The 25,690-nt window shown below is 41.1% G+C and carries 25 protein-coding genes and 1 rRNA gene; 25 read left to right on the forward strand and 1 reads right to left on the reverse strand.

Features of this window, described 5'->3' with window-relative positions; genetic code table 11:
* Nucleotides 1–18: 18 nt before the first annotated feature.
* From rrf to C1A09_RS12930, 10 genes are all read left to right on the forward strand, one after another.
* Nucleotides 19–129, forward strand: a 5S ribosomal RNA gene (rrf, locus tag C1A09_RS12885).
* A gap of 114 nt (nucleotides 130–243) precedes the next feature.
* Nucleotides 244–495, forward strand: coding sequence for a hypothetical protein (locus tag C1A09_RS12890; protein ID WP_101544841.1), 252 nt, complete (start codon nucleotides 244–246; stop codon nucleotides 493–495).
* A 369-nt stretch (nucleotides 496–864) separates the two neighbouring features.
* A complete protein-coding gene (locus tag C1A09_RS12895; RefSeq protein ID WP_101544844.1) occupies nucleotides 865–2,361 on the forward strand; it encodes a 2-isopropylmalate synthase in 1,497 nt (498 codons plus the stop codon).
* A 97-nt stretch (nucleotides 2,362–2,458) separates the two neighbouring features.
* Nucleotides 2,459–3,856: a 3-isopropylmalate dehydratase large subunit gene (gene leuC / locus C1A09_RS12900; RefSeq protein WP_101544846.1), complete on the forward strand. Its 1,398-nt coding sequence runs from the start codon at nucleotides 2,459–2,461 to the stop codon at nucleotides 3,854–3,856.
* A gap of 58 nt (nucleotides 3,857–3,914) precedes the next feature.
* Complete coding sequence (gene leuD, locus C1A09_RS12905) at nucleotides 3,915–4,514, forward strand: 3-isopropylmalate dehydratase small subunit (RefSeq protein WP_101544849.1); 600 nt, start codon at nucleotides 3,915–3,917, stop codon at nucleotides 4,512–4,514.
* A complete protein-coding gene (locus C1A09_RS12910) occupies nucleotides 4,504–6,045 on the forward strand; it encodes a hydroxymethylglutaryl-CoA lyase-like TIM-barrel protein (RefSeq protein WP_101544852.1) in 1,542 nt (513 codons plus the stop codon). The genes leuD and C1A09_RS12910 overlap by 11 nt, the downstream gene beginning before the upstream one ends.
* 10 nt (nucleotides 6,046–6,055) lie before the next feature.
* On the forward strand, nucleotides 6,056–6,301 hold the full coding sequence (locus C1A09_RS12915) for a hypothetical protein (protein WP_101544854.1): 246 nt from the start codon (nucleotides 6,056–6,058) through the stop codon (nucleotides 6,299–6,301).
* Between the two features lie 6 nt (nucleotides 6,302–6,307).
* Nucleotides 6,308–7,366, forward strand: coding sequence for a 3-isopropylmalate dehydrogenase (leuB, locus tag C1A09_RS12920; RefSeq protein WP_101544857.1), 1,059 nt, complete (start codon nucleotides 6,308–6,310; stop codon nucleotides 7,364–7,366).
* Nucleotides 7,367–7,464: 98 nt separating this feature from the next.
* Nucleotides 7,465–8,415: a cysteine synthase A gene (gene cysK, locus C1A09_RS12925; RefSeq protein ID WP_101544862.1), complete on the forward strand. Its 951-nt coding sequence runs from the start codon at nucleotides 7,465–7,467 to the stop codon at nucleotides 8,413–8,415.
* Nucleotides 8,416–8,426: 11 nt separating this feature from the next.
* On the forward strand, nucleotides 8,427–9,275 hold the full coding sequence (locus tag C1A09_RS12930; RefSeq protein WP_101545119.1) for a tetratricopeptide repeat protein: 849 nt from the start codon (nucleotides 8,427–8,429) through the stop codon (nucleotides 9,273–9,275).
* A gap of 139 nt (nucleotides 9,276–9,414) precedes the next feature.
* Here the strand turns inward: C1A09_RS12930 and recQ are convergent, their stop codons facing one another.
* Nucleotides 9,415–11,226 (reverse strand): DNA helicase RecQ, encoded by a 1,812-nt coding sequence (gene recQ / locus C1A09_RS12935; protein ID WP_101544864.1) that lies wholly within the window; start codon nucleotides 11,224–11,226, stop codon nucleotides 9,415–9,417.
* Nucleotides 11,227–11,508: 282 nt separating this feature from the next.
* Here recQ and C1A09_RS12940 point away from each other — a divergent pair, with 282 nt between their 5' ends.
* The 15 genes from C1A09_RS12940 (at nucleotide 11,509) to C1A09_RS13010 (ending at nucleotide 25,673) form a co-directional block, all read left to right on the forward strand.
* Nucleotides 11,509–11,970 carry a helix-turn-helix domain-containing protein gene (locus tag C1A09_RS12940; RefSeq protein WP_101544867.1) on the forward strand — a complete coding sequence of 154 codons (462 nt, stop codon included), beginning with the start codon at nucleotides 11,509–11,511 and terminating at the stop codon, nucleotides 11,968–11,970.
* Between the two features lie 98 nt (nucleotides 11,971–12,068).
* On the forward strand, nucleotides 12,069–14,117 hold the full coding sequence (locus C1A09_RS12945; RefSeq protein ID WP_101544869.1) for a dipeptidyl-peptidase 3 family protein: 2,049 nt from the start codon (nucleotides 12,069–12,071) through the stop codon (nucleotides 14,115–14,117).
* A 159-nt stretch (nucleotides 14,118–14,276) separates the two neighbouring features.
* Nucleotides 14,277–14,939 carry a DNA alkylation repair protein gene (locus tag C1A09_RS12950; RefSeq protein WP_101544871.1) on the forward strand — a complete coding sequence of 221 codons (663 nt, stop codon included), beginning with the start codon at nucleotides 14,277–14,279 and terminating at the stop codon, nucleotides 14,937–14,939.
* A gap of 101 nt (nucleotides 14,940–15,040) precedes the next feature.
* Complete coding sequence (locus C1A09_RS12955) at nucleotides 15,041–15,529, forward strand: Fur family transcriptional regulator (RefSeq protein WP_101544873.1); 489 nt, start codon at nucleotides 15,041–15,043, stop codon at nucleotides 15,527–15,529.
* Nucleotides 15,526–16,797, forward strand: coding sequence for an adenylosuccinate synthase (locus C1A09_RS12960; protein WP_101544875.1), 1,272 nt, complete (start codon nucleotides 15,526–15,528; stop codon nucleotides 16,795–16,797). Before C1A09_RS12955 ends, C1A09_RS12960 begins: the two co-directional genes overlap by 4 nt.
* A 144-nt stretch (nucleotides 16,798–16,941) precedes the next feature.
* Nucleotides 16,942–17,637, forward strand: a complete 696-nt coding sequence (locus tag C1A09_RS12965; RefSeq protein ID WP_101544879.1) for a zinc metallopeptidase — start codon at nucleotides 16,942–16,944, stop codon at nucleotides 17,635–17,637.
* A 367-nt stretch (nucleotides 17,638–18,004) separates the two neighbouring features.
* Nucleotides 18,005–19,366, forward strand: coding sequence for a histidine--tRNA ligase (gene hisS, locus C1A09_RS12970; RefSeq protein WP_101544882.1), 1,362 nt, complete (start codon nucleotides 18,005–18,007; stop codon nucleotides 19,364–19,366).
* Between the two features lie 160 nt (nucleotides 19,367–19,526).
* Nucleotides 19,527–19,685, forward strand: coding sequence for a hypothetical protein (locus C1A09_RS16385; protein ID WP_180949226.1), 159 nt, complete (start codon nucleotides 19,527–19,529; stop codon nucleotides 19,683–19,685).
* 39 nt (nucleotides 19,686–19,724) lie between these two features.
* Nucleotides 19,725–20,465 (forward strand): EFR1 family ferrodoxin, encoded by a 741-nt coding sequence (locus C1A09_RS12980; protein WP_101544887.1) that lies wholly within the window; start codon nucleotides 19,725–19,727, stop codon nucleotides 20,463–20,465.
* A gap of 204 nt (nucleotides 20,466–20,669) precedes the next feature.
* Nucleotides 20,670–20,942 carry a co-chaperone GroES gene (locus C1A09_RS12985; RefSeq protein ID WP_004290132.1) on the forward strand — a complete coding sequence of 91 codons (273 nt, stop codon included), beginning with the start codon at nucleotides 20,670–20,672 and terminating at the stop codon, nucleotides 20,940–20,942.
* Between the two features lie 40 nt (nucleotides 20,943–20,982).
* A complete protein-coding gene (gene groL, locus C1A09_RS12990) occupies nucleotides 20,983–22,620 on the forward strand; it encodes a chaperonin GroEL (protein ID WP_101544889.1) in 1,638 nt (545 codons plus the stop codon).
* 255 nt (nucleotides 22,621–22,875) lie between these two features.
* A complete protein-coding gene (locus C1A09_RS12995) occupies nucleotides 22,876–23,094 on the forward strand; it encodes a winged helix-turn-helix domain-containing protein (RefSeq protein ID WP_101544892.1) in 219 nt (72 codons plus the stop codon).
* 177 nt (nucleotides 23,095–23,271) lie between these two features.
* Nucleotides 23,272–24,294, forward strand: a complete 1,023-nt coding sequence (locus C1A09_RS13000) for a threonine aldolase family protein (RefSeq protein ID WP_101544894.1) — start codon at nucleotides 23,272–23,274, stop codon at nucleotides 24,292–24,294.
* A gap of 100 nt (nucleotides 24,295–24,394) precedes the next feature.
* Entirely contained in the window at nucleotides 24,395–25,363 is a 969-nt protein-coding gene (locus tag C1A09_RS13005) for a J domain-containing protein (protein WP_101544896.1), read from the forward strand.
* A 16-nt stretch (nucleotides 25,364–25,379) separates the two neighbouring features.
* Nucleotides 25,380–25,673, forward strand: a complete 294-nt coding sequence (locus C1A09_RS13010; RefSeq protein ID WP_101544898.1) for a chaperone modulator CbpM — start codon at nucleotides 25,380–25,382, stop codon at nucleotides 25,671–25,673.
* Nucleotides 25,674–25,690: the final 17 nt, after the last annotated feature.

Genomic DNA, 25,690 nt, shown 5'->3' on the forward strand with positions numbered 1-25,690 from the left:
ACATCATGTCTGCCTTATTCAGGTGACTATAGCACCGGGGTTCCACCTCTTCCCATTCCGAACAGAGAAGTTAAGCCCGGTCACGCCGATGGTACTGCGTAACAGTGGGAGAGTAGGTAGTCGCCGTCTTAGAGGAAAGCCTCCATGTCGAAAGATGTGGGGGCTTTTTGTGTTTATAAGCGATAATTTACTATCTTTGTTCCCGAACTAATTTTTTTATCAACGTTTAAAGCAAATTGAAGTATGAAAACTAAAGTTTTATTGGCTGCTGTAGCGGTGGCATTTTCTTTCGCAGTAACATCCTGTGGTAACAAAAAAGCTGCTGAAGCTACCGATGCAACTGCTGATTCATGTTGTACAGCAAAAACAGAACAAGTATGTGATTCTGCCAAGACTTGTTGCCAAGCTGCTGACTCTGCTGCTTGCCCGAAGGCTGCTTGTGATGGCGCTAAGTGTGACAAACCTTGCGAAAAAGCAGCTTGTGACAAGAAGTAATTCAGGACTTTTATTGTACTGAGACATAGAGGATAGGTGTACTGAAAGGTACGCCTATTTTTGTGATATATTAGAGTGATAAATGAATGTTAGCTTATAAAATGATATTTATTTAGCAAAAAAAGTAACGAATTTGTTTGTGCACTACAAAATAATATCTACCTTTGTATCGTTAAAAATAAAAAGATAAGATGATTCGGAATTTTACATATATTCTACTGTGTGGTATTATTATTCTACTGGCAAAGTTTAGTGGAAGTGAGTGCTGTGCGTAAATATATGTGATATGAAACGATATACGAAAGCCTTTCTCACTTCCTGGTGTGAAAGGCTTTTTTAATGAAATATAAATCATAAATATAAGATGCAATGAGTGACAAGTTATTTATTTTCGACACAACGCTTCGTGATGGCGAACAGGTTCCGGGATGCCAGTTGAATACAGTAGAAAAAATTCAGGTAGCCAAACAATTGGAAGCTCTGGGAGTGGATGTGATAGAAGCAGGATTTCCGATTTCAAGTCCGGGAGATTTCAATTCGGTAATTGAAATCTCTAAAGCAGTGACATGGCCTACGATATGTGCCTTGACACGTGCCGTGCAGAAAGATATTGATGTGGCGGCAGAGGCTTTGCAATTTGCCAAGCATAAGCGTATTCATACCGGTATCGGGACTTCTGATTCGCACATTAAGTATAAATTCAATTCCAATCGTGAAGAGATTATAGAGCGTGCCGTTGCTGCCGTGAAATACGCCCGCAGATTTGTGGATGACGTGGAATTCTATGCCGAAGACGCAGGACGTACGGATAATGAATATTTGGCACGTGTGATTGAGGCGGTTATCAAAGCCGGAGCTACGGTAGTGAATATCCCTGATACGACAGGATATTGTTTGCCGGCAGAGTATGGGGCTAAAATCAAGTATTTGATGGAGAATGTGAACGGTATTCACAATGCCGTGATTTCCACTCACTGCCACAATGACTTGGGTATGGCTACTGCCAACACCATGGCAGGTGTGTTGAATGGTGCCCGTCAGGTGGAAGTTACTGTCAACGGTATCGGTGAACGTGCCGGTAATACTTCTCTTGAAGAGATTGCCATGATTATCAAATGCCATAAAGATATTGATATTGAGACTAATATCAATACACAGAAGATTTATCCGACCAGCCGTATGGTATCCAGTTTGATGAATATGCCGGTGCAGCCCAATAAGGCTATTGTAGGCCGTAATGCTTTTGCGCATTCGTCGGGCATTCATCAGGATGGTGTATTGAAGAATGTACAGACTTATGAAATTATTGATCCTCATGATGTGGGTATTGATGATAATTCGATTGTATTGACAGCACGTAGTGGACGTGCTGCACTGAAGAACCGTTTACAGATACTCGGTGTAAATTTGGAGCAGGATAAATTAGATAAAGTATATGAAGATTTTTTGAAACTTGCCGATAAAAAGAAAGATATCAATGACGATGATATCCTGGTCTTGGCAGGTGCCGACCGTACCCAGGATCACCGTATCAAATTGGAATATTTGCAGGTAACCAGTGGTGTGGGTGTACGTTCCGTAGCCAGTATAGGACTGAATATCTCCGGTGAGAAGTTTGAAGCCGCTGCCAGTGGAAACGGTCCCGTAGATGCGGCTATTAAAGCCCTGAAGAAAATCATCGACCGTCACATGACACTGAAGGAATTCACTATACAGGCTATCAGCAAGGGTAGTGATGATATGGGTAAGGTACACATGCAGGTAGAATATGATAATCGTATCTACTATGGTTTTGGCGCCAATACCGATATTATTGCTGCATCGGTAGAAGCTTATATCGACTGTATCAACAAATTTAAGATGTGAGGCAAAGAGGGAGTGATAAGGTGATAAGTGATAGAGTGGTAATCTTAATTTATGCCTTATATATTTCATAATTAATAATTAACTAATAATCGTTCTGATGAATACATTATTTGATAAAATCTGGGATGCACACGTGGTACAAAAAGTGAAAGATGGTCCCACGCAACTTTACATAGACCGTCTTTATTGTCATGAGGTAACGAGCCCGCAGGCTTTTGCCGGATTGCGTACACGCGGAATCAAATGTTTCCGTCCGGAAAAGATATTCTGTATGCCCGACCATAATACGCCGACACACGACCAGGATAAACCCATTGAAGACCCTATCTCGAAAACACAAGTCGATACTTTGGCTAAGAATGCCGAGGACTTCGGTTTGGAGCATTTCGGTATGATGGATAAGAGAAATGGAATTATCCATGTGGTGGGTCCGGAACGTGCTTTGACTTTGCCGGGTATGACAATTGTGTGCGGTGATTCGCATACTTCTACTCACGGTGCGATGGGAGCGGTGGCTTTCGGTATCGGCACGAGCGAGGTGGAGATGGTAATGGCTTCACAATGTATTCTTCAGACACGTCCGATGACGATGCGCATTACCGTTGACGGTAAGTTGGGGAAAGGAGTGACGGCGAAAGATATGGCACTGTATATGATGTCTAAAATGACAACAAGTGGTGCTACGGGATATTTTGTGGAGTATGCCGGAGAAGCAGTCCGTGACCTGACAATGGAGGGACGTCTGACGCTGTGCAATCTGAGTATAGAAATGGGCGCCCGTGGCGGTATGGTTGCTCCCGATGAAAAGACTTTTGCTTATATAAAAGGACGTGAATATGCTCCGGCCGGTGAAGCATGGGACAAAGCATTGGCTTATTGGAAAACATTGAAGAGCAACGACGATGCGGTGTTTGATAAAGAAGTTCGCTTTGATGCCGCAGATATTGAGCCGATGATTACATACGGTACCAATCCGGGCATGGGTATGGGAGTCACTCAACATATTCCCACTACTGAGGCTATGGGAGAAGCTGCAAAAGCCTCTTTTATGAAATCTATGAATTATATGGGTTTCCAACCGGGTGAATCGTTATTGGGCAAGAAGATTGACTATGTGTTTCTGGGAGCCTGTACAAATGGTCGTATTGAAGACTTCCGTGCTTTTGCTTCTGTTGTAAAAGGTCGTAAGAAAGCAGAAGGAGTAGTGGCATGGCTGGTTCCGGGTTCATGGATGGTGGATGCGCAAATCCGTGAAGAAGGTCTGGATAAGATACTGGAAGATGCGGGCTTTGCTATCCGCCAACCGGGTTGTTCGGCTTGTCTGGCTATGAACGATGATAAAGTGCCCAGCGGTAAATATGCGGTGTCTACCAGTAATCGTAACTTTGAAGGACGTCAAGGGCCTGGCTCACGCACGTTGCTGGCCAGCCCGCTGGTGGCTGCTGCGGCTGCTGTGACGGGAGTAATTACGGATCCAAGGGAATTGATTGAATGATGATTGGGGGATTGCACACTCAAAATCCCATTTACAAAACAATTTAATGATAAAAACAATGAAACAGAAATTTGATATTATCACCAGTACTTGTGTCCCTCTTCCTTTGGAGAATGTGGATACTGACCAGATAATTCCTGCACGTTTTTTGAAAGCAACTACCCGCGAAGAAAAATTCTTCGGTGATAACCTGTTCCGTGACTGGCGTTATAATCCGGATGGTTCATTAAATAAAAAATTCGTATTGAATAATCCTGCTTATAACGGGCAAATTCTTGTAGCTGGAAAGAACTTCGGTTCGGGGTCCAGTCGTGAACATGCTGCATGGGCGATAGCCGGATATGGCTTTCGTGTAGTAGTATCCAGTTTTTTCGCTGATATTCATAAAAATAATGAACTGAACAATTTTGTTCTTCCCGTCGTAGTAAGTGAGCTGTTCCTGAAAGAACTGTTTGATTCTATTGCTGCCGACCCTAAAACAGAGGTAGAAGTGAATTTGCCTGAACAAACCATTACTAATAAGGCTACAGGCAAGAAAGAATATTTTGAAATCAATGCCTATAAGAAACATTGTCTGATGAATGGATTGGACGATATTGATTTTCTACTGGAAAACAAAGATAAGATAGAAACTTGGGAGAAGAAAAATGAAGCATAACCATCCGAAGATAGAAATCATGGATACCACGCTTCGCGATGGTGAACAAACCAGCGGAGTATCTTTTGTACCTCATGAGAAGCTGATGATTGCCCGTCTGTTACTGGAAGAGTTGAAAGTAGATCGGGTGGAAGTAGCTTCTGCACGGGTATCCGAAGGTGAGTTTGATGCGGTCAGGATGATATGTGACTGGGCTGCACGCCGCAATATGCTGCCGAAGGTAGAAGTACTCGGTTTTGTGGACGGACGCACTTCGGTAGACTGGATACATGCTACCGGATGCCGTGTCATCAACCTGTTGTGCAAAGGTTCATTGAAGCATTGCAACTGTCAGTTGAAAAAGACTCCCGAGGAACATATTAAAGACATCTTGGCGGTGGTGGACTATGCCAACGAACAAGACATGGAAGTAAATATCTATCTTGAAGACTGGAGTAACGGTATGAAAGACTCGCCGGAATATGTCTTTCTGTTGATGGATGCGCTGGTTCAGACTAATATCAAACGTTATATGTTACCCGATACGTTGGGTATTCTGAACCCTTTGCAAGTCATCGGGTTCATGCGGAAGATGGTGAAACGTTATCCGCAAGCGCATTTTGATTTCCATGCACACAATGATTATGACCTTGCTGTGAGTAATGTGCTTGCTGCTGTGTTGAGCGGTTGTAAAGGTTTGCATACCACTATCAACGGTTTGGGCGAACGTGCCGGGAATGCCCCACTTGCCAGTGTACAGGCTATTCTCAAAGATCATTTCAACGCGATCACTAATATCGATGAAAACCGCCTGAACGATGTGAGCCGTGTGGTAGAATCTTATTCGGGCATCGTTATTCCTGCCAATAAACCGATTGTGGGTGAGAATGTGTTTACGCAGGTGGCAGGCGTACATGCTGATGGTGATAACAAGAGCAATCTTTACTGTAATGACCTGCTCCCCGAACGTTTCGGACGTAAGCGGGAATATGCTTTGGGTAAAAACAGTGGCAAGGCAAATATCCGTAAAAATCTGGAAGATTTGGGGTTACAGCTTGATGAGGATGCTATGCGTAAGGTTACCGAGCGTATCATCGAATTGGGCGATAAGAAAGAATTGGTGACACAAGAAGACTTACCCTATATTGTTTCTGATGTTTTGAAACATGGTGTGATGGATGAGCGGGTAAAACTGAAAAGTTATATTGTGAACTTGGCATACGGGCTGAAGCCTATGGCAACGCTAAAAATTGAAATCAACGGTAAAGAATATGAGGAAAGTTCTAGTGGAGACGGTCAATATGACGCTTTTGTTCGTGCGCTACGTAAGATATATAAAATAACTTTGGGGCGTAAGTTTCCGATGTTGACGAACTATGCAGTCTCCATCCCTCCCGGCGGACGTACTGATGCTTTTGTGCAAACGGTCATCACCTGGAGTTTTGAGGACAAGGTGTTTCGTACACGTGGATTGGATGCCGATCAGACGGAAGCTGCCATCAAGGCGACGGTGAAGATGCTGAATATAATTGAGGGGGAATACGGTAAATGAAATATTAATCATGACTTATAAAACAGTGAAAGATTATTTTGTAAGGAAACCTAATGCAAGCTATCTGTTTTTTGCTTGTGTAATATTTATGTTTCGTGTTTTTTTACACTGGTATGGTAGCGATGCACAGCTTGTCAATCTTTTAGATGTGATATGGACGCTTATGCTTACTGCCGGTTTTGTGTTTGGTGACCGTATTCGCCGTAAGAATAAAGCAATGAAAGATAAAATAGAAAATGAATTAAAAAAGGAATAAACCATTATGGATTTTAAAATTGCAGTATTGGCTGGTGATGGTATCGGCCCTGAGATTTCAGCCGTAGGTGTAGATGTGATGACGGCTGTTTGTGAGAAGTTCGGACACAAAGTGAACTATGAGTACGCTATCTGTGGCGCAGATGCTATTGATAAGGTGGGTGATCCATTTCCCGAAACAACCTATCAGGTTTGTAAGGATGCAGATGCCGTACTCTTCTCTGCCGTAGGCGATCCGAAATTTGATAATAACCCTACTGCTACAGTGCGTCCGGAACAGGGTTTGCTGGCTATGCGCAAGAAACTGGGTTTGTTTGCAAATATCCGTCCGGTACAAACTTTTAAATGTTTGCTTCATAAATCGCCGCTTCGTGCGGACTTGGTAGACGGTGCTGATTTTCTCTGTATCCGCGAACTTACCGGTGGTATGTATTTTGGTGAAAAATATCAGGACAATGATAAGGCTTACGATACCAATATGTACACCCGCCCCGAGATTGAACGTATCCTGAAAGTCGGTTTTGAATATGCCATGAAACGTAATAAACATCTGACTGTGGTAGACAAAGCCAATGTGCTTGCATCTTCCCGACTTTGGAGACAGATAGCTCAAGAAATGGCTCCCGACTATCCAGAAGTAACTACCGATTATATGTTTGTGGATAATGCCGCCATGAAGATGATTCAGGAACCGAAATTCTTCGATGTGATGGTTACGGAAAACACGTTCGGAGATATTTTGACTGATGAGGGTTCTTGTATCAGTGGCTCTATGGGATTGCTTCCGTCAGCTTCCACCGGTGAGAGTACTCCAGTATTTGAACCTATTCATGGTTCATGGCCTCAAGCCAAGGGATTGAACATAGCGAACCCGTTGGCACAAATACTTTCCGTGGCCATGTTGTTTGAGTATTTTGACCTGAAAGAAGAAGGCGCCCTTATACGTAAGGCAGTGGATGCTTCACTTGATGCTAATGTGCGTACACCGGAAATTCAGGTGGAAGGTGGCATTAAGTACGGTACCAAAGAAGTTGGTATGTGGATTGTGGATTATATAAAGCGCTAATCTTTATTAAGGAAATAAAGGAACACTCAGATTTTTCCTAACTTTGCGAGACTGCATCAAGAAATCTTGATGTGGTCTCTTTTATAAAAAGGATAATTATGGCAAAAATAGCAAATAATCTGACGGAACTCATCGGGCATACACCGTTGATGGAATTGGCCGGATACGGCCGTAAGTACGGACTGACAACAAACGTGATAGCCAAGTTGGAAGCTTTCAATCCGGCGGGCAGTGTAAAAGACCGTGTGGCACTTGCCATGATTGAAGACGCTGAAATGCGTGGAGTCTTGAAACCCGGTGCCACGATTATAGAACCGACCAGCGGAAATACAGGTGTGGGACTTGCAATGGTGGCTACTATCAAGGGATATCATCTTATATTGACTATGCCCGAAACGATGAGTGTCGAGCGGCGTAACCTGTTGAAAGCTTTGGGGGCGGAAATAGTGTTGACAGATGGCCTTGCTGGCATGGCCGGTTCTATATCCAAAGCGAAGGAACTAAGGGATGAAATACCCGGTTCCGTCATTTTGCAACAATTTGAGAACCCTTCTAATGCACGTATCCATGCACTTACCACTGGTGAGGAAATCTGGGAAGATACCGATGGAAAGGTAGATGTATTTGTAGCCGGGGTAGGTACGGGTGGTACGATATGTGGAGTTGCAGCAGCATTGAAGAAGCACAATCCTGATATTTATATTGTAGCAGTAGAACCTGCAGCATCGCCTGTTCTTGAAGGAGGAGAGGCGGCGGCGCATCGTATTCAGGGTATCGGAGCGAATTTTGTTCCCGCCATTTACGATGCTTCGTTGGTGGATGAGGTTATTCCCGTACCTGATGATGAAGCCATTCGCACTGGACGCGAACTTTCGTTAACCGAAGGACTTCTTGCGGGAATATCTTCCGGTGCAGCGGTTTATGCGGCAAGACTGTTGGCAGATCGTTCAGAGTTTGCAAACAAAATGATTGTTGCCTTGTTGCCCGATACGGGAGAAAGATATCTTTCAACCGAGTTATTTGCTTTTGATACCTATCCTTTGGATTGATAAACATGCCTATGAAGAAATTTATTTTTTCTTTCCTGTTAGCAGGAATAATGGTGGCTTCTGCGTATTCGCAGACATACGGGGAGCTTTGTGAACGTGCTATAACCTGTACGGACCAGGACAGTTTGACACAGGCGGAAACCTATATCCGTGAAGCTCTGAAATTAGATCCCGCTAATCCTCATAATGCTTTACTCTTCTCCAATCTTGGAACAATACAGCGTCAACAGCGAAAATATGAACAGGCGCTGGAGTCCTATTCTTTAGCCTTGAATATTGCTCCACGTACTGTACCCATCCTGCTGAACCGTGCGGCAATATATATGGAGCTGGGTAAGAATGATTTAGCTCGTGTGGACTATTCGTTGGCGCTGGATATAGAGAAGGATAATGAAGAAGCCTTGTTGATGCGTGCTTACATCTATATGCGGCAGCGTGATTATGAAATGGCGCGTGCAGATTACGTACGTCTCTTGAAACTAAATCCTGGAAGTTATAATGGTCGTTTAGGGTTGGCTACTCTGGAACAGAAGGAAGGTAAATATGAAGCCGCACTTACTATTCTGGACGGCATGATTGCCGGAAAAACGGATACGTCACAAGATACAAACTCTCAAAGTGCAATATTATATATTGCCCGTGCCGGAGTAGAGAAGGATTTGAACCATGCCGATTTGGCGTTGATGGACTTGGAAGAAGCTATTCGTTTGGATGCATCGCAAGCTGAAGCCTATTTGATAAGAGGGGAGATTTATCTTTCCTTGAAGAAAAAAGAGCTAGCCAAGCGTGACTTTGAAAAGGCCATATCACTGGGGGTGCCTCATGCAGAATTACGGACGTTACTTTTGAAATGTAAATAGGAATATGCTTTATTACAGATATTGTATTTACTCTTTTTGTTGACATTTCTGTCTATGAGTATAAACCAATGCAATCGGTTTTGTCCGGAATGTACGAATGTTATAAATCTTCTTCCTTTCACTTGATTTTTAACGGATATCATACGAATTTCTGTATCAGATTGATAAAATCCTTTCCATATTTCTTTTTCTTATATTCTCCAATTCCACTGATATTTCCAAATTCTTCGATAGTGGTTGGACGGGAAGTGCTGAGCAAATGTAATACTTTATCAGACAAGACGATATAGGCAGGCAACGCTTCTTGGTCAGCCAATCTTTTACGGAGTGCACGCAACGCTTCCAACAAATCTTCGTTTTCTGTATTCGACAAGTTAAAAGGCAGTTCTTTAGAGGAAATCGTTGTTTTTCGTTTATGTCCTCGTGGAGTTTCAATCACTTTCTCCCGGCGGATGACAACAAGTTCTGCACTTGTCCTTCCAAATAGTACATCGTTTCCAATTGGTGTGATTTTTAAATGGTTATTCTCATTATAAGCTATTTCGAAGTATCCTATTTGTAACATTTGTAACAGATAATCATGCCAGTCACGAGCAGGAATTTCACGTCCGGCTGCAAAGGTTTTTAGATTATGATATCCTTTTCCTATGACATCAGGAGTCATATTCCCTCTTAGTATATCTACCAGAACACCAGTACTTATTTGTTGCTCTGTACGCGCAATGGCACTTAAAGCTTTCTGTACGATGATAGTTCCGTCAAAGCGTTTGGGAGGATTTTTGCATATATCACAGTTACCGCAGTCATGGTCGACTGTCTCTCCGAAATAGCTCAATAAAATTCGGCGACGGCAGATATCCGATTCTGCATATTGCTGCATGCGTTGCAATTTTTCTAAATTGATACTTTTCCGACCACTTTCAGTAGCAAACTTTGTCAGCAAAATCAGGTCTGCCAATGAGTAAAATAGGAGAGTGTCACTGGGAAGTCCGTCACGTCCGGCACGGCCTATCTCTTGATAGAAACTTTCAATACTTTTGGGTAAATTGTAATGAATTATCCATCGGACATTACTTTTATCTATTCCCATACCGAAGGCGATGGTGGCACATATTACTTGTACACGGTCATTGATAAAATCATTCTGAGCTTCATCCCGTTTGGTTGGTGACAGGCCGGCGTGGTAGATGGTAGTACGGATACCTTGTTTTTGTAATATTTGTGCAATTTTTTCCGTATTGCTACGGCTCATACAATAAATTATGCCGTTTGTTCCGGGATGTCTGGCTATAAAGTCAATAATTATCTTAGTTTTTTCTTTCTGTTGATACCCTCGTTTTACAGTGAGACTGAGATTTGGACGATCAAAAGAGGATATAAATATACGGGGGTGGTTTAGGTGAAGTTGTTTAATTATGTCTTCGCGGGTTATTTTATCTGCTGTTGCTGTCAGTGCGATGATAGGAACATGAGGAAACTGATCATGTAGTATTCCGAGTTGTGTATATTCTGGACGGAAATCGTGCCCCCATTGTGAGATACAGTGTGCTTCATCAACGGCAAACAGTGATATCTGCATATCCCTCAGTAAATGGTTTGCTTCGGCTATCAATTTCTCGGGAGAAATATATAGTAACTTCAGCTTACCTTCCATACACGCACGACGTAGAGCGGCGTTTTCTGTTTCATCATTGGTGCTGTTTAGTGCACCGGCAACAATGCCGTTGGCACAAAGTGTTTCAACTTGGTCTTTCATCAGAGAAATTAGTGGAGAAACCACTACTGCAGTACCCTCACATAACATGGCAGGCAACTGGTAACAGATGGATTTTCCACCGCCTGTAGGCATTAGGACAAGTGCGTCTTTACGGTTTAGAAGATGGCAGATGATATCTTCCTGGAGCGGGCGGAAATTGTCGTAACCGAAATAAGTCTTGAGGGTTTGTAACATAATTGATAATAGTATATTTCTCTCGGCAAAGGTACATTAATTATTGTATATGATACAAGATGTGATGTGTGTTGATTTGATAGAATAATTCTACTGTAATAAGTTAAATAATCTTATTAATTGATAGAAGCCACTTTCTTTCAATCTTTTTCGTTGTTTATATATTGAAAATATGTACGGGAAAAGTTGCGTATTAAAAAAAAATGTCAGACTTTTGTAAAATCTAAAGGAAAATCCTTTAAATATTCCATTTGTGAACAAAAACCCTAACCAGTTAATTCAATGAGTGATTTAGAAAACAAAGCACAGGAAGAAGCTTCGAAGAAGCGTCCCTATAACCTGCGTGAGAAAAAAGAAAAAAAGGCTGCCTACCGATCATTGATCCGTCCGGAATTGGCAGATGAATTGTATGACAATATCATGAATATTGTTGTAATGCAGAAGAAGTACAGAGATCCCAATTATTCAGCAAAGGATTTGGCTAAAGAGTTACAGACCAATACCCGTTATTTGTCAGCTGTTGTAAATTCCCGTTTTGGTATGAATTATTCTTGTCTGTTGAATGAATATAGAGTGAAAGATGCTTTACATTTATTGACAGATAAGAGATATGCTGACAAAAATGTGGAAGAAATCAGTACGATGGTTGGTTTTGCCAATCGTCAATCTTTTTATGCTGCATTTTACAAATATGTAGGAGAAACTCCTAACGGATACCGTAAAAGACATGCTCTGAAGAAATAATGTTGTGAAGTTAAATGTATGAAAGGAAATATTTCGGAATATGTGTTCTGAAGTACTTCCTTTTATCATTTTAATACTAATTACATCCTCCCCGACACATGAAAAAACAACTAATTTTTATGGTAGCCGCCTTGTCTTTGTTGACAGCTTGTGGTGGAGTACCGAAAAATTCTGCCGAGGCAGACAAATTTGATTATACAGTGGAACAATTTGCAGACTTACAGATTTTACGTTATTGCGTACCAGGCTTCGAGGACTTATCCCTCAAACAAAAAAAATTGGTTTATTACCTTACGGAAGCTGCCTTACAGGGACGTGATATACTTTTTGACCAAAACGGAAAATATAATTTGAGAATTCGTCGGATGCTTGAAGCTGTTTATATCGGATATACTGGTGACAAGAATATACCTGACTTTAAGGCAATGGAAGTGTATTTGAAACGGGTATGGTTCTCCAATGGCATTCATCATCATTATGGTAGTGAGAAGTTTGTGCCGGGATTTTCTCCCGAATTCTTTAAACAAGTTTTACAAAGTGTAGATACCTCTACATTGCCGCTTGACGAAGGGCAGACGGTGGAGCAGCTTTGTGATGAAATCTTTCCCGTAATCTTTGATCCTCAAGTGATGCCGAAACGCGTAAATCAGGCAGTCGGTGAAGATTTGGTTTTGACTTCTGCTGGAAACTATTATGATGGTGTCACTCAGAAAGAAGCTGAAGCTTTTTATGGTGCGATGAAAGACCCGAAGGAAGAGACGCCAATCTCTTATGGAATGAATAGCCGTTTGGTGAAGAAAGACGGTAAAATTCAAGAGAAAGTATGGAAAGTGGGCGGCCTTTACAGTCCGGCTATTGAGAAGATTGTATATTGGTTGAAGAAGGCGGAAGGTGTTGCTGAGACTCCTGAACAGAAAGCTGTTATAACCAAATTAGTCGAGTTTTATGAAACCGGCGATTTAAAAGCGTTTGATGAATACGCTATCCTTTGGGTGAAGGATTTGAATTCGCGCGTTGATTTTGTTAATGGTTTTACCGAGAGTTATGGTGATCCGCTTGGCATGAAAGCCAGTTGGGAGAGTTTGGTGAACTTTAAAGATTTGGATGCCACCCACCGTACAGAGCTGATCAGCAACAATGCACAGTGGTTTGAAGATAATTCACCTGTTGAAAAACAGTTTAAAAAAGAAAAGGTAAAAGGAGTTTCCGCTAAAGTGATTACAGCTGTTATTTTGGCGGGGGATTTATATCCGGCTACAGCCATTGGCATCAACCTGCCTAATGCGAACTGGATACGTAGCCAGCACGGCTCTAAATCAGTGACTATCGGAAATATTACGGATGCCTATAATAAAGCTGCTCATGGGAATGGCTTTAACGAAGAATTTGTGTATAGCGATGCTGAATTGCAACTGATTGATAAGTATGCTGACCTCACAGGTGAACTGCATACAGACTTGCACGAATGTTTAGGACACGGTTCTGGTAAATTGCTTCCGGGTGTTGACCCTGATGCTTTGAAAGCTTATGGTTCTACTATTGAAGAGGCACGTGCCGATTTGTTTGGACTTTACTATGTAGCTGATCCAAAACTGGTGGAATTGGGGCTGATTCCGAATGTAGATGCTTATAAGGCTGAATACTATACGTATTTGATGAACGGTTTAATGACACAGCTTGTACGCATTGAACCGGGGAATACTGTGGAAGAAGCTCACATGCGTAATCGTCAGCTCATAGCCCGTTGGGTGTTCGAAAAAGGTGCTGCCGATAAAGTGGTGGAATTGGTGAAAAGAGATGGAAAGACGTATGTGGTAGTAAATGATTATGGGAAGCTCCGTAGTTTGTTTGGTGAATTACTTGCTGAGATACAGCGTATCAAGTCTACCGGCGATTTTGTAGCTGCCCGTGATTTAGTGGAAACATACGCAGTGAAGGTAGATCCTGTGTTACATGCAGAAATTCTGGAACGTTACAAGAAGCTGAACCTGGCTCCTTATAAAGGGTTTGTCAATCCTAAGTATGAAGCGGTGAAGAATGATAAGGGTGAGATTATTGATGTCAAAGTAACTTATGAAGAAGGTTATACTGAACAGATGTTGCGTTACAGTAAGGACTATTCTGTGTTACCATCGATAAATAATTGAATGATAATTGGAAAGTAGTAAAGTGATAATGTGATAAGGGAATATGTTGCCGTGTAATTGCTTTTCTAAATATGTGCGATCTTGTTGTCAGAGTAATACTTTACAATTATGTCCTATCATCTTATCACGTTTAAGCGAGGTTTTGTTAAACTCCCATTTATGGAATTACAAGAACAACTCAAAGAAATAAAAAAACAACTTCGTCTCTCTATGAACGGAGTTGTTTCTCAAAGTATGCGTGAAAAAGGGTTAGTATACAAGCTGAATTTCGGTGTGGAACTTCCCCGCATCAAGAGTATTGCCACTGGTTTTGAGAAAGATCATGCTTTGGCACAAGCTCTTTGGAAAGAAGATATTCGTGAATGTAAAATTATGGCAGCATTACTTCAACCGATAGATAGTTTCTTTCAGGAGATAGCTGATATATGGGTGGAAGATATCCATAATGTTGAGATTGCGGAACTAACCTGTATGAACCTTTTTCAAAACTTGCCATATGCTCCTGCCAAGTCCCTTCAATGGATCGCAGATGAGAGGAAATATGTGCAAATATGTGGATTTCTCACTATTGCCCGTCTGCTGATGAAGAAAGGAGATATGAACCAACGTGTTGAGAATGAATTTCTTGACCAGGCAGTTACCGCTTTTTTGTCTGGTTCCTATCATGTACGTAATGCAGTTATGGTTGCTGTTCGTCGCTTTATGCAACACAGTGAAGAAAATGCTTTTCTGGTTTGCCGAAGAGTAGAGGAAATGAAAAATTCTTCTTCTGAAGCCGAACTGCTGCTTTATGATATGGTGAGGGAAGAAGTCAATTTGTGAGAAATGTGCCAGTATCACATTGCCACATTTATTTCTTGTTTTTTGCTTGCTTTCCACAAAAAAGGTTTAACTTTGTTGGCTGTAAAAAACTGTGCCGCTAAATGGAAAGTCAGAATGTGAAAGATACAGTTAGGCAGATATTCACTGAGTATCTCAATGCGAACGGGCATCGCAAGACTCCCGAACGTTATGCCATACTTGATACTATTTATTCCATAGACGGTCATTTTGATATTGACACGCTCTATTCACTGATGGCGGATCAGGAAAATTTTCGTGTGAGTCGTGCTACACTTTACAATACTATAATACTTCTTATCAATGCTCGTCTGGTCATCAAACACCAGTTTGGGAATTCCTCTCAATATGAAAAAAGTTATAACCGCGATACACACCATCATCAGATCTGTACGCAGTGTGGTAAGGTTACTGAGTTTCAGAACGAGGAGTTGCAACATGCCATTGGGAATACTAAGTTGAGTCGCTTTAACCTGACACACTATTCATTGTATATGTATGGATTGTGTAGTAAATGCGACCGGGTCAATAAGAGGAAAATGAAGAATAATAACCATAAGAAAGAAAAATGAAAGTAGACATTCTATTAGGATTACAATGGGGCGACGAGGGTAAAGGCAAAGTCGTTGATGTATTAACTCCAAGATACGATGTTGTGGCTCGTTTTCAGGGAGGACCCAATGCTGGTCATACATTGGAGTTTGAAGGCCAGAAGTACGTACTTCGTTCGATTCCTTCGGGAATTTTCCAAGGTGACAAGGTAAATATTATCGGTAATGGTGTGGTACTTGATCCTGCTCTCTTTAAAGGAGAAGCTGAAGCACTGGAAGCAACAGGTCACAATTTGAAGGAACGTTTGCATATTTCCAAGAAAGCACATCTTATATTGCCGACTCATCGTATTTTGGATGCTGCTTATGAAGCCGCTAAGGGAGATGCTAAAGTAGGAACTACTGGTAAGGGTATCGGCCCCACTTATACTGACAAGGTGAGTCGTAACGGTGTGCGAGTGGGAGATATTTTGCATGACTTTGATAAGAAATATGCGGCTGCCAAGGCACGTCACGAGCAAATTCTGAAGAGTATGAACTATGAATATGATTTGACGGAACTTGAAAAAGCCTGGTTTGAAGGTATTGAATACCTGAAGCAGTTTCAATTGGTGGACAGTGAACACGAAATAAACGGTTTGTTAGCTTCCGGTAAGTCTGTATTGTGCGAGGGTGCGCAAGGCACAATGCTCGATATCGATTTCGGATCTTATCCGTTCGTGACTTCTTCCAATACGATTTGTGCAGGCGCTTGTACAGGTTTGGGGGTAGCTCCTAATAAGATTGGCGAAGTATATGGTATCTTTAAGGCATACTGTACACGTGTAGGTGCAGGTCCTTTTCCGACTGAGTTGTTTGACGAGACAGGTGATCAAATTTGTACATTGGGACACGAATTCGGTTCGGTAACCGGACGTAAGCGCCGTTGCGGATGGATTGACTTGGTGGCATTAAAGTATGCCGTTATGATAGATGGAGTTACCAAACTGATAATGATGAAGAGTGATGTACTTGATTCTTTTGAAACGATCAAAGCTTGTGTGGCTTATAAAGTAAATGGGAAAGAAATTGAATACTTTCCCTACGATATAACTGACGGTGTTGAACCGGTTTACGTAGAATTACCGGGTTGGCAGACTGATATGACAAAGATGCAGAGTGAAGATGAGTTTCCAGAGGAATTCAATGCTTACTTGTCTTTCCTGGAAGAGCAACTGGGTGTTCCTATCAAGATAGTATCAGTAGGTCCTGACCGTGAACAGACTATTGAACGTTATACCGGAGAATAAATAAACTACTCATAATTTTTTAATTCTTCCTAAAAGATGAGGGAAACTGTGGGAATGCTCACGGTTTCCCTTTATTTTTGGCAAACAATTTGTTATACTATTACAAACGACACAATTTATTTATTTATTTAAAAGAAGAAGATTATGACAACAGGAATGATAGGAATGCAATGGATTATCTTTATTGGTATAGCCGTTATCAGTTGGTTAGTGCAGATGAATCTGCAAAATAAATTCAAGAAATACTCTAAAATTCCTACAGGTAACGGAATGACTGGCCGTGATGTAGCATTGAAGATGTTGCATGACAATGGAATTTATGATGTTACTGTAACACATACTCCGGGACACCTGACAGACCATTACAATCCAGCCAATAAGACAGTGAATTTAAGTGAGGGTGTATACGAAAGTAATAGTATCATGGCTGCTGCGGTTGCTGCCCACGAATGTGGACATGCTGTTCAGCATGCACGTGCATACGCTCCGCTCACGATGCGTAGCAAGTTGGTGCCGGTGGTATCATTTGCTTCTAACATTATGACGTGGATTTTATTGGCGGGTATCTTGATGCTGAATACCTTTCCGCAGTTGTTGCTTGCTGGTATCATCTTGTTTGCAATGACTACCTTGTTCAGTTTCATCACCTTACCTGTGGAAATTAATGCAAGTAAGCGTGCATTGGTATGGTTGAACAATTCGGGTATTACCAATTCTTATAACCATGCTCAGGCCGAGGATGCGCTTCGTTCTGCCGCTTATACGTATGTGGTAGCTGCTTTGGGCTCTTTGGCAACCCTGATTTATTATATTATGATTTTTCTGGGACGCAGAGACTAAGTTTTGTCTATGTGTAGAGAGGAAAAACAGACCATCCATTTGACTCAAATGGATGGTCTGTTTTCTTATTCCTGATATGGTGACTGCCAGGACTATTTGTCATTGAAGTTTTTGATTATTTGCTTGCTTGGGATATTTTCTTTTTTCTCAAATTCATCGTTACGGGTAAATTGTACTCATTTAAAACTGATACCACATAGTAATAGTGAGCAGAATTAAGATTAATTTTTTTCATAAATGTATCGTTTAAAGTTGACTTTTGCTTGTTTTTGTACAAGAGTGATTGTACAAAGGTAAATATTCTCTTTTCTTAATCAAGAAATTACCGTAACTTTGTCGACCGATTTAAAAAATAATTGAACCGAATATGGCAGCAAAACCTAGTATTCCGAAAGGAACTCGTGACTTTTCGCCTGTTGAAATGGCGAAACGTAACTATATATTTAATATAATTCGTGATGTATATCATCTTTATGGTTTCCAGCAGATAGAGACACCTTCAATGGAAATGCTTACTACTTTGATGGGGAAATACGGTGATGAAGGTGATAAGTTACTGTTTAAGATACAGAATTCCGGTGATTATTTCTCCGGTCTGACTGATGAAGAATTGTTGAGCCGTAATGCTGCTAAACTTGCTGGTAAGTTCTGTGAGAAAGGTTTGCGTTATGATCTCACTGTACCTTTCGCCCGCTATGTAGTGATGCATCGTGATGAAATAACGTTTCCTTTCAAACGTTATCAGATACAGCCCGTTTGGCGTGCCGACCGTCCGCAGAAAGGACGTTACCGTGAGTTTTATCAGTGTGATGCCGATGTTGTGGGTAGTGACTCTTTGTTGAACGAAGTAGAGTTGATGCAAATTGTGGATAGCGTGTTTACACGTTTCGGTATTCGTGTTTGTATCAAGATTAATAATCGTAAGATATTGAGTGGCATTGCCGAGATTATCGGTGAATCAGATAAGATTGTAGATATTACTGTAGCCATTGACAAACTGGATAAAATTGGCTTAGATAATGTCAATGCCGAATTGCAGGAGAAAGGTATCAGTGATGAGGCCATTGCCAAGTTACAACCAATCATCCTGTTGAGTGGTAGTAACGAAGAGAAACTTGTTACTTTAAAGCAGGTACTTGCCAACAGTGAAATAGGTTTGAAGGGGGTGGAAGAAAGTGAATTTATTCTTTCTACCTTGAAGAACCTTGGGCTGAAAAATGAATTGGAACTTGATTTGACTCTGGCCCGTGGCTTGAACTACTACACCGGTGCCATTTTTGAAGTAAAAGCGCTCGATGTACAAATTGGAAGTATCACCGGCGGAGGTCGTTACGATAATCTGACTGGCGTATTCGGTATGGCTGGTGTTAGCGGTGTCGGTATTTCTTTTGGTGCCGATCGTATCTTCGATGTGTTGAATCAACTTGACCTGTATCCTAAAGAAGCTGTAAACGGTACACAACTCTTGTTTATCAATTTTGGTGATAAAGAAGCTGCTTTCTCCATGAAAGTGCTTGCACAGGTACGTGCTGCAGGTATCCGCGCTGAAATCTTTCCTGATTCCAGTAAAATGAAGAAGCAGATGGGATATGCCAATTCTAAAACTATTCCGTTTGTTGCTTTAGTGGGTGAGAATGAGATGAATGAAGGAAAGGTTACGTTGAAGAACATGGAGACCGGTGAACAGAAACTTGTCTCTCCCGAGCAGTTGATTAGCGAACTGAGTTAATAAAAAATGAAATACATTTAAAAAGGAGCACAAAATAGCTCCTTTTTTTGTATATTTATGGCACAAAATAGGACGAACGATATTTTTTTGTTCTACTTGTGTAGGATAAATGTAAAATCTTACTCCTATTTTTGCAATGACAATAAAAAAGGAGGTTCTTATGGTTTCCATTGAATACAAACAAGAAAAGCACAATGCCCTCGTCAGTTTTTTGATGATTGTCATAGCATTGCTGTTTCTACTTTACATGGGTAGTTCGCTGGTACATTCTACAAAAACGTTCTGGGAGAGTTATTCGATTGAGGAGTTACTGGATTAAAAGTAACTGTAATATTTTTCATATACATAATTCTAATGCATGATACTCTATTTTACCGGAACTGGAAATTCTCGTTGGGTTGCCCAACAACTGGCAGAGGCTACAAACGATACAATAATTAATATTGCCGACTGTTTGAAACAGGAAGTATTACCTGAAGATTTGATAAACGAAGAAAAGGTCGGTATTGTTTTTCCGGTACATGCATGGTATGTGCCACGTGTAATTATTGGTTTCTTATCAAATCTTCAGTTTCCTCATTGCCAATATCGTTATGCGATATGTACGTGTGGTGATGATATGGGGAAGGGGATGAATCGCCTGGCAAAGCATTTCCCTTTGGATGCTGCTTGGTCTGTTGCTATGCCCAATACGTATATTCCGATGTTTAATCTCGATGATGATGAACTTTGTCGTAAAAAGATAGAGAATGCACGGCAGATGATTGTTTCCGTTGCAGCGGCTGTGCTCGAACAGAAAAAGGTGTGGAAAGTGAATGAGGGTGGTGCCGCATGGCTTAAAACATATATCATAAATCCATTATTTGTTCGTTTTACAATCAATCACAAGGGATTTCATGTAGATGAGGGATGCATATCTTGTGGAATATGTGATAAGGTTTGTCCGGTGGAGAATATCAGGCAGGTAGACGGACATCCGATGTGGGGAAATCAATGTATTCATTGCATGGCTTGTGTACATGCTTGTCCTCAGCAGGTGATTCAGTATAGAAAAACAACACAGAAAAAAGGCCGTTATCGGTTGGCAGATTATCTGTAGGTTTTCTTGAAAAAGCCTGATTGAATTTTTCTTCTATTTTTCGGATTTTCCTATATTTGTCTTATCCTTTGCCATTTTGTCAGTATTTATCTGCCAAACAAACAGTTTTCCATTTTGGCATAGTTTTCGTAAGTCCTTTATCGCTTATTTAAAGCAAAATTACTATAACATGTATAATGTATAACATATTAAAGCAAAAAAACTATGAACATTAAACCATTGGCAGACAGAGTGTTGATACTCCCTGCACCTGCAGAAGAAAAGACAATTGGCGGTATCATTATTCCTGATACAGCAAAAGAAAAGCCATTAAAGGGTGAAGTTATTGCAGTAGGCAACGGAACAAAAGATGAAGAAATGGTGTTGAAGGTTGGTGATACTGTACTGTACGGTAAATATGCCGGAACAGAACTGGAAGTTGAAGGAACTAAATACCTCATTATGCGTCAAAGTGATGTGCTCGCTGTTTTGGGATAATTTGTAATTAGTATTCATTATTAGTAAATAGATAAACATTATGGCAAAAGAAATATTATTTAATATCGATGCCCGTGACCAATTGAAGAAAGGGATCGATACATTGGCAAATGCAGTAAAAGTAACTCTTGGCCCTAAAGGACGTAACGTAATTATCGAGAAGAAATTTGGTGCTCCCCACATTACAAAGGATGGTGTGACGGTTGCCAAAGAGGTTGAATTGGCTGATGCATACCAAAATACCGGTGCGCAGCTTGTAAAGGAGGTTGCTTCCAAGACAGGCGACGATGCTGGTGACGGTACAACAACTGCTACTGTATTAGCTCAGGCTATTGTAGCCGAAGGCTTGAAGAATGTAACCGCCGGTGCAAGCCCAATGGATATCAAACGTGGTATTGATAAGGCTGTTGCCAAAGTGGTAGAATCTATAAAGAGTCAGGCCGAAAAGGTAGGTGACAATTACGATAAGATTGAACAGGTTGCTTCTGTATCTGCCAACAATGATCCGGTTATCGGTAAGTTGATTGCAGATGCAATGCGTAAAGTTTCTAAGGATGGTGTTATCACTATTGAGGAAGCTAAAGGTACTGATACTACAATTGGTGTAGTGGAGGGTATGCAGTTCGATCGTGGTTATCTCTCTGCTTATTTCGTAACCAATACGGAGAAGATGGAGTGCGAAATGGAAAAGCCGTACATTTTGATTTACGACAAAAAAATTTCTAATCTGAAAGATTTCTTGCCTATCCTTGAACCGGCTGTGCAGACAGGGCGTCCTCTGTTAGTAATTGCGGAAGATGTAGATAGCGAGGCCTTGACTACATTGGTTGTAAATCGTCTGCGTTCTCAGTTGAAGATTTGTGCTGTGAAGGCTCCGGGTTTTGGCGACCGTCGTAAAGAAATGTTGGAAGATATTGCGGTATTGACTGGTGGTGTTGTTATTAGCGAAGAAAAAGGCTTGAAATTGGAACAGGCAACTATTGAAATGTTGGGTACTGCCGATAAAGTCACTGTTTCTAAAGATAACACAACCATCGTAAACGGTGCTGGTGCTAAAGAAAATATCAAGGAACGTTGCGAACAAATCAAAGCCCAAATAGCTGCTACTAAATCCGATTATGATAAGGAAAAGTTGCAGGAACGTCTGGCTAAGTTGTCTGGTGGTGTGGCTGTTCTTTATGTAGGTGCGGCTTCTGAAGTTGAAATGAAGGAAAAGAAAGATCGCGTAGACGATGCTTTGCGTGCAACGCGTGCTGCTATTGAAGAAGGTATTGTTGCAGGTGGTGGTGTGGCCTATATTCGTGCATTGGATGCTCTTGAAGGTTTGCAAGGTGAAAATGCTGATGAGACTACAGGTATTGATATCATTAAACGTGCCATTGAGGAACCGTTACGTCAGATTGTTGCCAATGCCGGTAAAGAGGGTGCTGTTGTCGTACAGAAAGTACGTGAAGGTAAAGCTGATTTCGGATATAACGCCCGTACTGATGTTTATGAAAATCTGCATGCGGCCGGTGTAGTAGATCCTGCCAAAGTGACTCGTGTGGCTCTTGAAAATGCAGCTTCTATTGCAGGTATGTTCTTGACTACTGAATGTGTGATTGTAGAAAAGAAAGAAGACAAACCTGAAATGCCGATGGGCGCTCCTGGAATGGGAGGTATGGGTGGAATGATGTAATAATTGTTTTTTCCCTGATTTCTGAATTAAATAAAGTGACTGCGGTATCTTATAGAGACACCGCAGTTTTTTTATTCTCTTTTCCTTGATATATGTCAATATAAATCGTGTAAAATTACAAAACTGTTACAAAAGTAATTAAATCCTATATCTTTTGTTTGATTTTAGTGTTATCCAACTTTAAAACGGTATCTTTATATTTCATGGAGATAACTTGATCAACAACTATTAACCTTTTTTAATTTGGAAAGTAAAATGAACAAAGACGAAATTGGGCTGAATGCCGGTAAAATTTGGCAATTGCTCAGCGATTATGCCAAATGGAGTTATGGTACCTTGAAAAGAAAGTCCGGATTGAAGGACAAAGAATTGGGAGCAGCCATTGGTTGGCTTGCCCGTGAGAATAAGATTGAGCTTTATCAGGAAGATGATGAACTTTATGTCTCACTGGGAGTAAACGTATATATCGGATAAGGAGAACCGATTAAATTAAGTTTTGGAGAGACGCGGATTTTGCAATACGGAAGGAATTTTGGGTAGATTGTGAAATTTGTGTCTCTTTCTATAAAATCTGTATCTCTTTGTTTTCTCATGTTGTAGAATATTATTTCCTTTGTGTATCCTTTTTCAATAAAATAAAAAAAAACGACAATGAGAAGTTTTGCATCAGACAATAATTCCGGCGTACATCCTTTGGTAATGGAGGCTTTGAACCGGGCAAATCAGGACCATGCTGTAGGTTATGGTGATGATCCTTGGACAGAAGAAGCTATCCGTAAAATCAAGGAAGTATTTACTTCCGATTGTGAGCCGTTGTTTGTATTCAATGGAACAGGCAGCAATGCAGTAGCCCTACAACTCTGTACGCGTCCTTTCAATTCCATTATATGTGCCGAGACTGCACATATTTATGTGGACGAGTGTGGCTCGCCTGCTCGCATGACAGGTTGTCAGATACGTCCTATAGTCACTTCTGATGGTAAACTTACTCCTGAATTAATTCGTCCTTATTTATGTCATTTCGGTGAGCAACATCATTCGCAACCGGGAGTTATTTATATCTCCCAATGTACTGAAATGGGTACTATCTATAAGCCAGAAGAACTTCGTGCTCTTACTGAACTGGCACATTTATATGGTATGTATGTCCATATGGATGGTGCTCGCTTGGCGAATGCTTGTGCAGCATTAAACCTTGGTCTTAAAGAGTTGACAGTGGATTGTGGAATTGATGTACTTAGTTTTGGAGGAACGAAGAACGGTTTGATGGTAGGTGAGAGCGTTATCGTCTTCAATCCGATTTTAAAGAAAGAAGCTTGTTTTATCCGTAAGCAGTCTGCTCAGCTTGCCTCTAAATTACGTTACTTGTCGTGTCAGTTTACTGCTTATTTGACAGATGAACTTTGGTTGAAGAATGCTTTACATGCCAATGTAATGGCGAAAGTACTGTATGATGGCTTGAAGAAATTACCCGGCGTTCGTTTTACGCAGTCGATGGAAAGTAACCAGTTGTTTCTTACCCTGCCTCGTCCTGCTATTGAACGATTATTCAAATCTTATTTCTTTTATTTTTGGAATGAGGAGGCAAATGAAATACGTTTTGTGACTTCTTTTGATACAACTCCCGAGGATATTGAACATTTATTGCAATCGGTAAGAGAAAGTTTATCGTAGTTCCTCGTTCAATTAATTATCGTTTACTTATTTTAGCACATCAAACTTTGGTTTGGTGTGTTATTTGTTTTTGTATATATAGAAACAAAACTTATAAACTATGGCTTATATTGATTATTATCAAGTTCTTGGAGTGGACAGAACGGCATCTCAGGATGACATCAAAAAGGCGTTCCGTAAATTGGCTCGCAAATATCATCCTGACTTGAACCCTAATGACTCTACGGCTAAGGATAAATTTCAGACCATCAACGAGGCAAACGAAGTGCTGAGTGATCCTGAAAAGCGGAAGAAATATGACGAATATGGTGAACATTGGAAACATGCTGATGAGTTTGAAGCACAAAAGAAGGCACGGCAACAAGCCGGTGCAAGAGGCTTCGGAGGATTTAGTGGAGGCGGTTTTGATGGAGCAGGTTTCGGTACGGATGGAAGTGGTACGTATTGGTACTCATCGGACGGGCAGGAATTCTCGGGTAGCAATGCCGAAGGTTTCTCTGACTTTTTTGAGCATATGTTTGGACACAGAACTCGTGGTGGAGGTGGTACAAATTCCGGTTTTCGAGGGCAAGACTTTAATGCAGAACTAAGCCTGTCACTTCGGGATGCTGCTCAAACCCATAAACAAATATTGACGGTGAACGGAAAAAAAGTCCGTATTACTATACCGGCAGGTGTGGCTAATGGGCAGGTCATCAAGTTGAAAGGTTATGGTGGTGAAGGTATTAACGGAGGACCTGCGGGAGACTTGTACATCACTTTTATGATTGCAGACGATCCTGTATTCAAACGTTTGGGCGACGATTTATATGTAGATGTGGATGTTGACCTTTATACGGCACTTCTGGGGGGTGAAAAGTTGGTGAATACGTTGGAAGGTCAAGTGAAGTTGAAGGTGAAACCTGAAACACAAGGTGGAACGAAAGTTCGTCTGAAAGGGAAGGGTTTCCCTATATATAAGAAAGAAGGACAGTTTGGTGATTTAATTGTGACTTATTCTGTGAAGTTGCCAACGAACCTGACGGAACAACAGAAAGAGATGTTCCGTAAAATTCAAAGTATGAACTAAAAAAGGAGAACGAGTTATGCAAAGCGAATTAATTATAATCAGTGAGTATTGTGACAAGTGCCACATAGAGCCCTCGTTCATTGAAATGCTGCAGGAAAGTGGTCTGATAGATATTCAGGCGGAGAATGGAGAACGTTATTTGTTGTTTTCCCAATTGCCGGATGTGGAACGCTACAGCCGCATGTATTATGATTTATCCATTAATATGGAAGGCATCGATGCCATCCATCATTTACTGGAACGTATGGAGGAAATGCAGCGTGAGATACACTCCTTACATAACAGGTTGAGGTTGTTTGAGGATTTCTGATTGAGAATAAATAGATA

The sequence above is a fragment of the Bacteroides cutis genome, assembly GCF_900241005.1.
Lineage (GTDB): Bacteria > Bacteroidota > Bacteroidia > Bacteroidales > Bacteroidaceae > Bacteroides > Bacteroides cutis.

Excerpts from the sequence above, each read along its gene's own strand:
- C1A09_RS12930 (WP_101545119.1), top strand. The coding sequence starts at position 8,427 with ATGAAGAAATTTATTTTTTCTTTCCTGTTAGCAGGAATAATGGTGGCT.
- C1A09_RS12980 (WP_101544887.1), top strand. The coding sequence starts at position 19,725 with ATGATACTCTATTTTACCGGAACTGGAAATTCTCGTTGGGTTGCCCAA.
- C1A09_RS12995 (WP_101544892.1), top strand. The coding sequence starts at position 22,876 with ATGAACAAAGACGAAATTGGGCTGAATGCCGGTAAAATTTGGCAATTG.
- recQ (WP_101544864.1), bottom strand. The coding sequence starts at position 11,226 with ATGTTACAAACCCTCAAGACTTATTTCGGTTACGACAATTTCCGCCCG.
- leuD (WP_101544849.1), top strand. The coding sequence starts at position 3,915 with ATGAAACAGAAATTTGATATTATCACCAGTACTTGTGTCCCTCTTCCT.
- C1A09_RS12950 (WP_101544871.1), top strand. The coding sequence starts at position 14,277 with ATGGAATTACAAGAACAACTCAAAGAAATAAAAAAACAACTTCGTCTC.
- leuC (WP_101544846.1), top strand. The coding sequence starts at position 2,459 with ATGAATACATTATTTGATAAAATCTGGGATGCACACGTGGTACAAAAA.
- C1A09_RS12890 (WP_101544841.1), top strand. The coding sequence starts at position 244 with ATGAAAACTAAAGTTTTATTGGCTGCTGTAGCGGTGGCATTTTCTTTC.
- C1A09_RS12940 (WP_101544867.1), top strand. The coding sequence starts at position 11,509 with ATGAGTGATTTAGAAAACAAAGCACAGGAAGAAGCTTCGAAGAAGCGT.
- C1A09_RS12960 (WP_101544875.1), top strand. The coding sequence starts at position 15,526 with ATGAAAGTAGACATTCTATTAGGATTACAATGGGGCGACGAGGGTAAA.
- leuB (WP_101544857.1), top strand. The coding sequence starts at position 6,308 with ATGGATTTTAAAATTGCAGTATTGGCTGGTGATGGTATCGGCCCTGAG.
- C1A09_RS12985 (WP_004290132.1), top strand. The coding sequence starts at position 20,670 with ATGAACATTAAACCATTGGCAGACAGAGTGTTGATACTCCCTGCACCT.
- C1A09_RS12915 (WP_101544854.1), top strand. The coding sequence starts at position 6,056 with ATGACTTATAAAACAGTGAAAGATTATTTTGTAAGGAAACCTAATGCA.
- groL (WP_101544889.1), top strand. The coding sequence starts at position 20,983 with ATGGCAAAAGAAATATTATTTAATATCGATGCCCGTGACCAATTGAAG.
- C1A09_RS13010 (WP_101544898.1), top strand. The coding sequence starts at position 25,380 with ATGCAAAGCGAATTAATTATAATCAGTGAGTATTGTGACAAGTGCCAC.
- C1A09_RS12895 (WP_101544844.1), top strand. The coding sequence starts at position 865 with ATGAGTGACAAGTTATTTATTTTCGACACAACGCTTCGTGATGGCGAA.
- C1A09_RS16385 (WP_180949226.1), top strand. The coding sequence starts at position 19,527 with ATGGTTTCCATTGAATACAAACAAGAAAAGCACAATGCCCTCGTCAGT.
- hisS (WP_101544882.1), top strand. The coding sequence starts at position 18,005 with ATGGCAGCAAAACCTAGTATTCCGAAAGGAACTCGTGACTTTTCGCCT.
- C1A09_RS12910 (WP_101544852.1), top strand. The coding sequence starts at position 4,504 with ATGAAGCATAACCATCCGAAGATAGAAATCATGGATACCACGCTTCGC.
- C1A09_RS12955 (WP_101544873.1), top strand. The coding sequence starts at position 15,041 with ATGGAAAGTCAGAATGTGAAAGATACAGTTAGGCAGATATTCACTGAG.
- cysK (WP_101544862.1), top strand. The coding sequence starts at position 7,465 with ATGGCAAAAATAGCAAATAATCTGACGGAACTCATCGGGCATACACCG.
- C1A09_RS13000 (WP_101544894.1), top strand. The coding sequence starts at position 23,272 with ATGAGAAGTTTTGCATCAGACAATAATTCCGGCGTACATCCTTTGGTA.
- C1A09_RS12945 (WP_101544869.1), top strand. The coding sequence starts at position 12,069 with ATGAAAAAACAACTAATTTTTATGGTAGCCGCCTTGTCTTTGTTGACA.
- C1A09_RS12965 (WP_101544879.1), top strand. The coding sequence starts at position 16,942 with ATGACAACAGGAATGATAGGAATGCAATGGATTATCTTTATTGGTATA.
- C1A09_RS13005 (WP_101544896.1), top strand. The coding sequence starts at position 24,395 with ATGGCTTATATTGATTATTATCAAGTTCTTGGAGTGGACAGAACGGCA.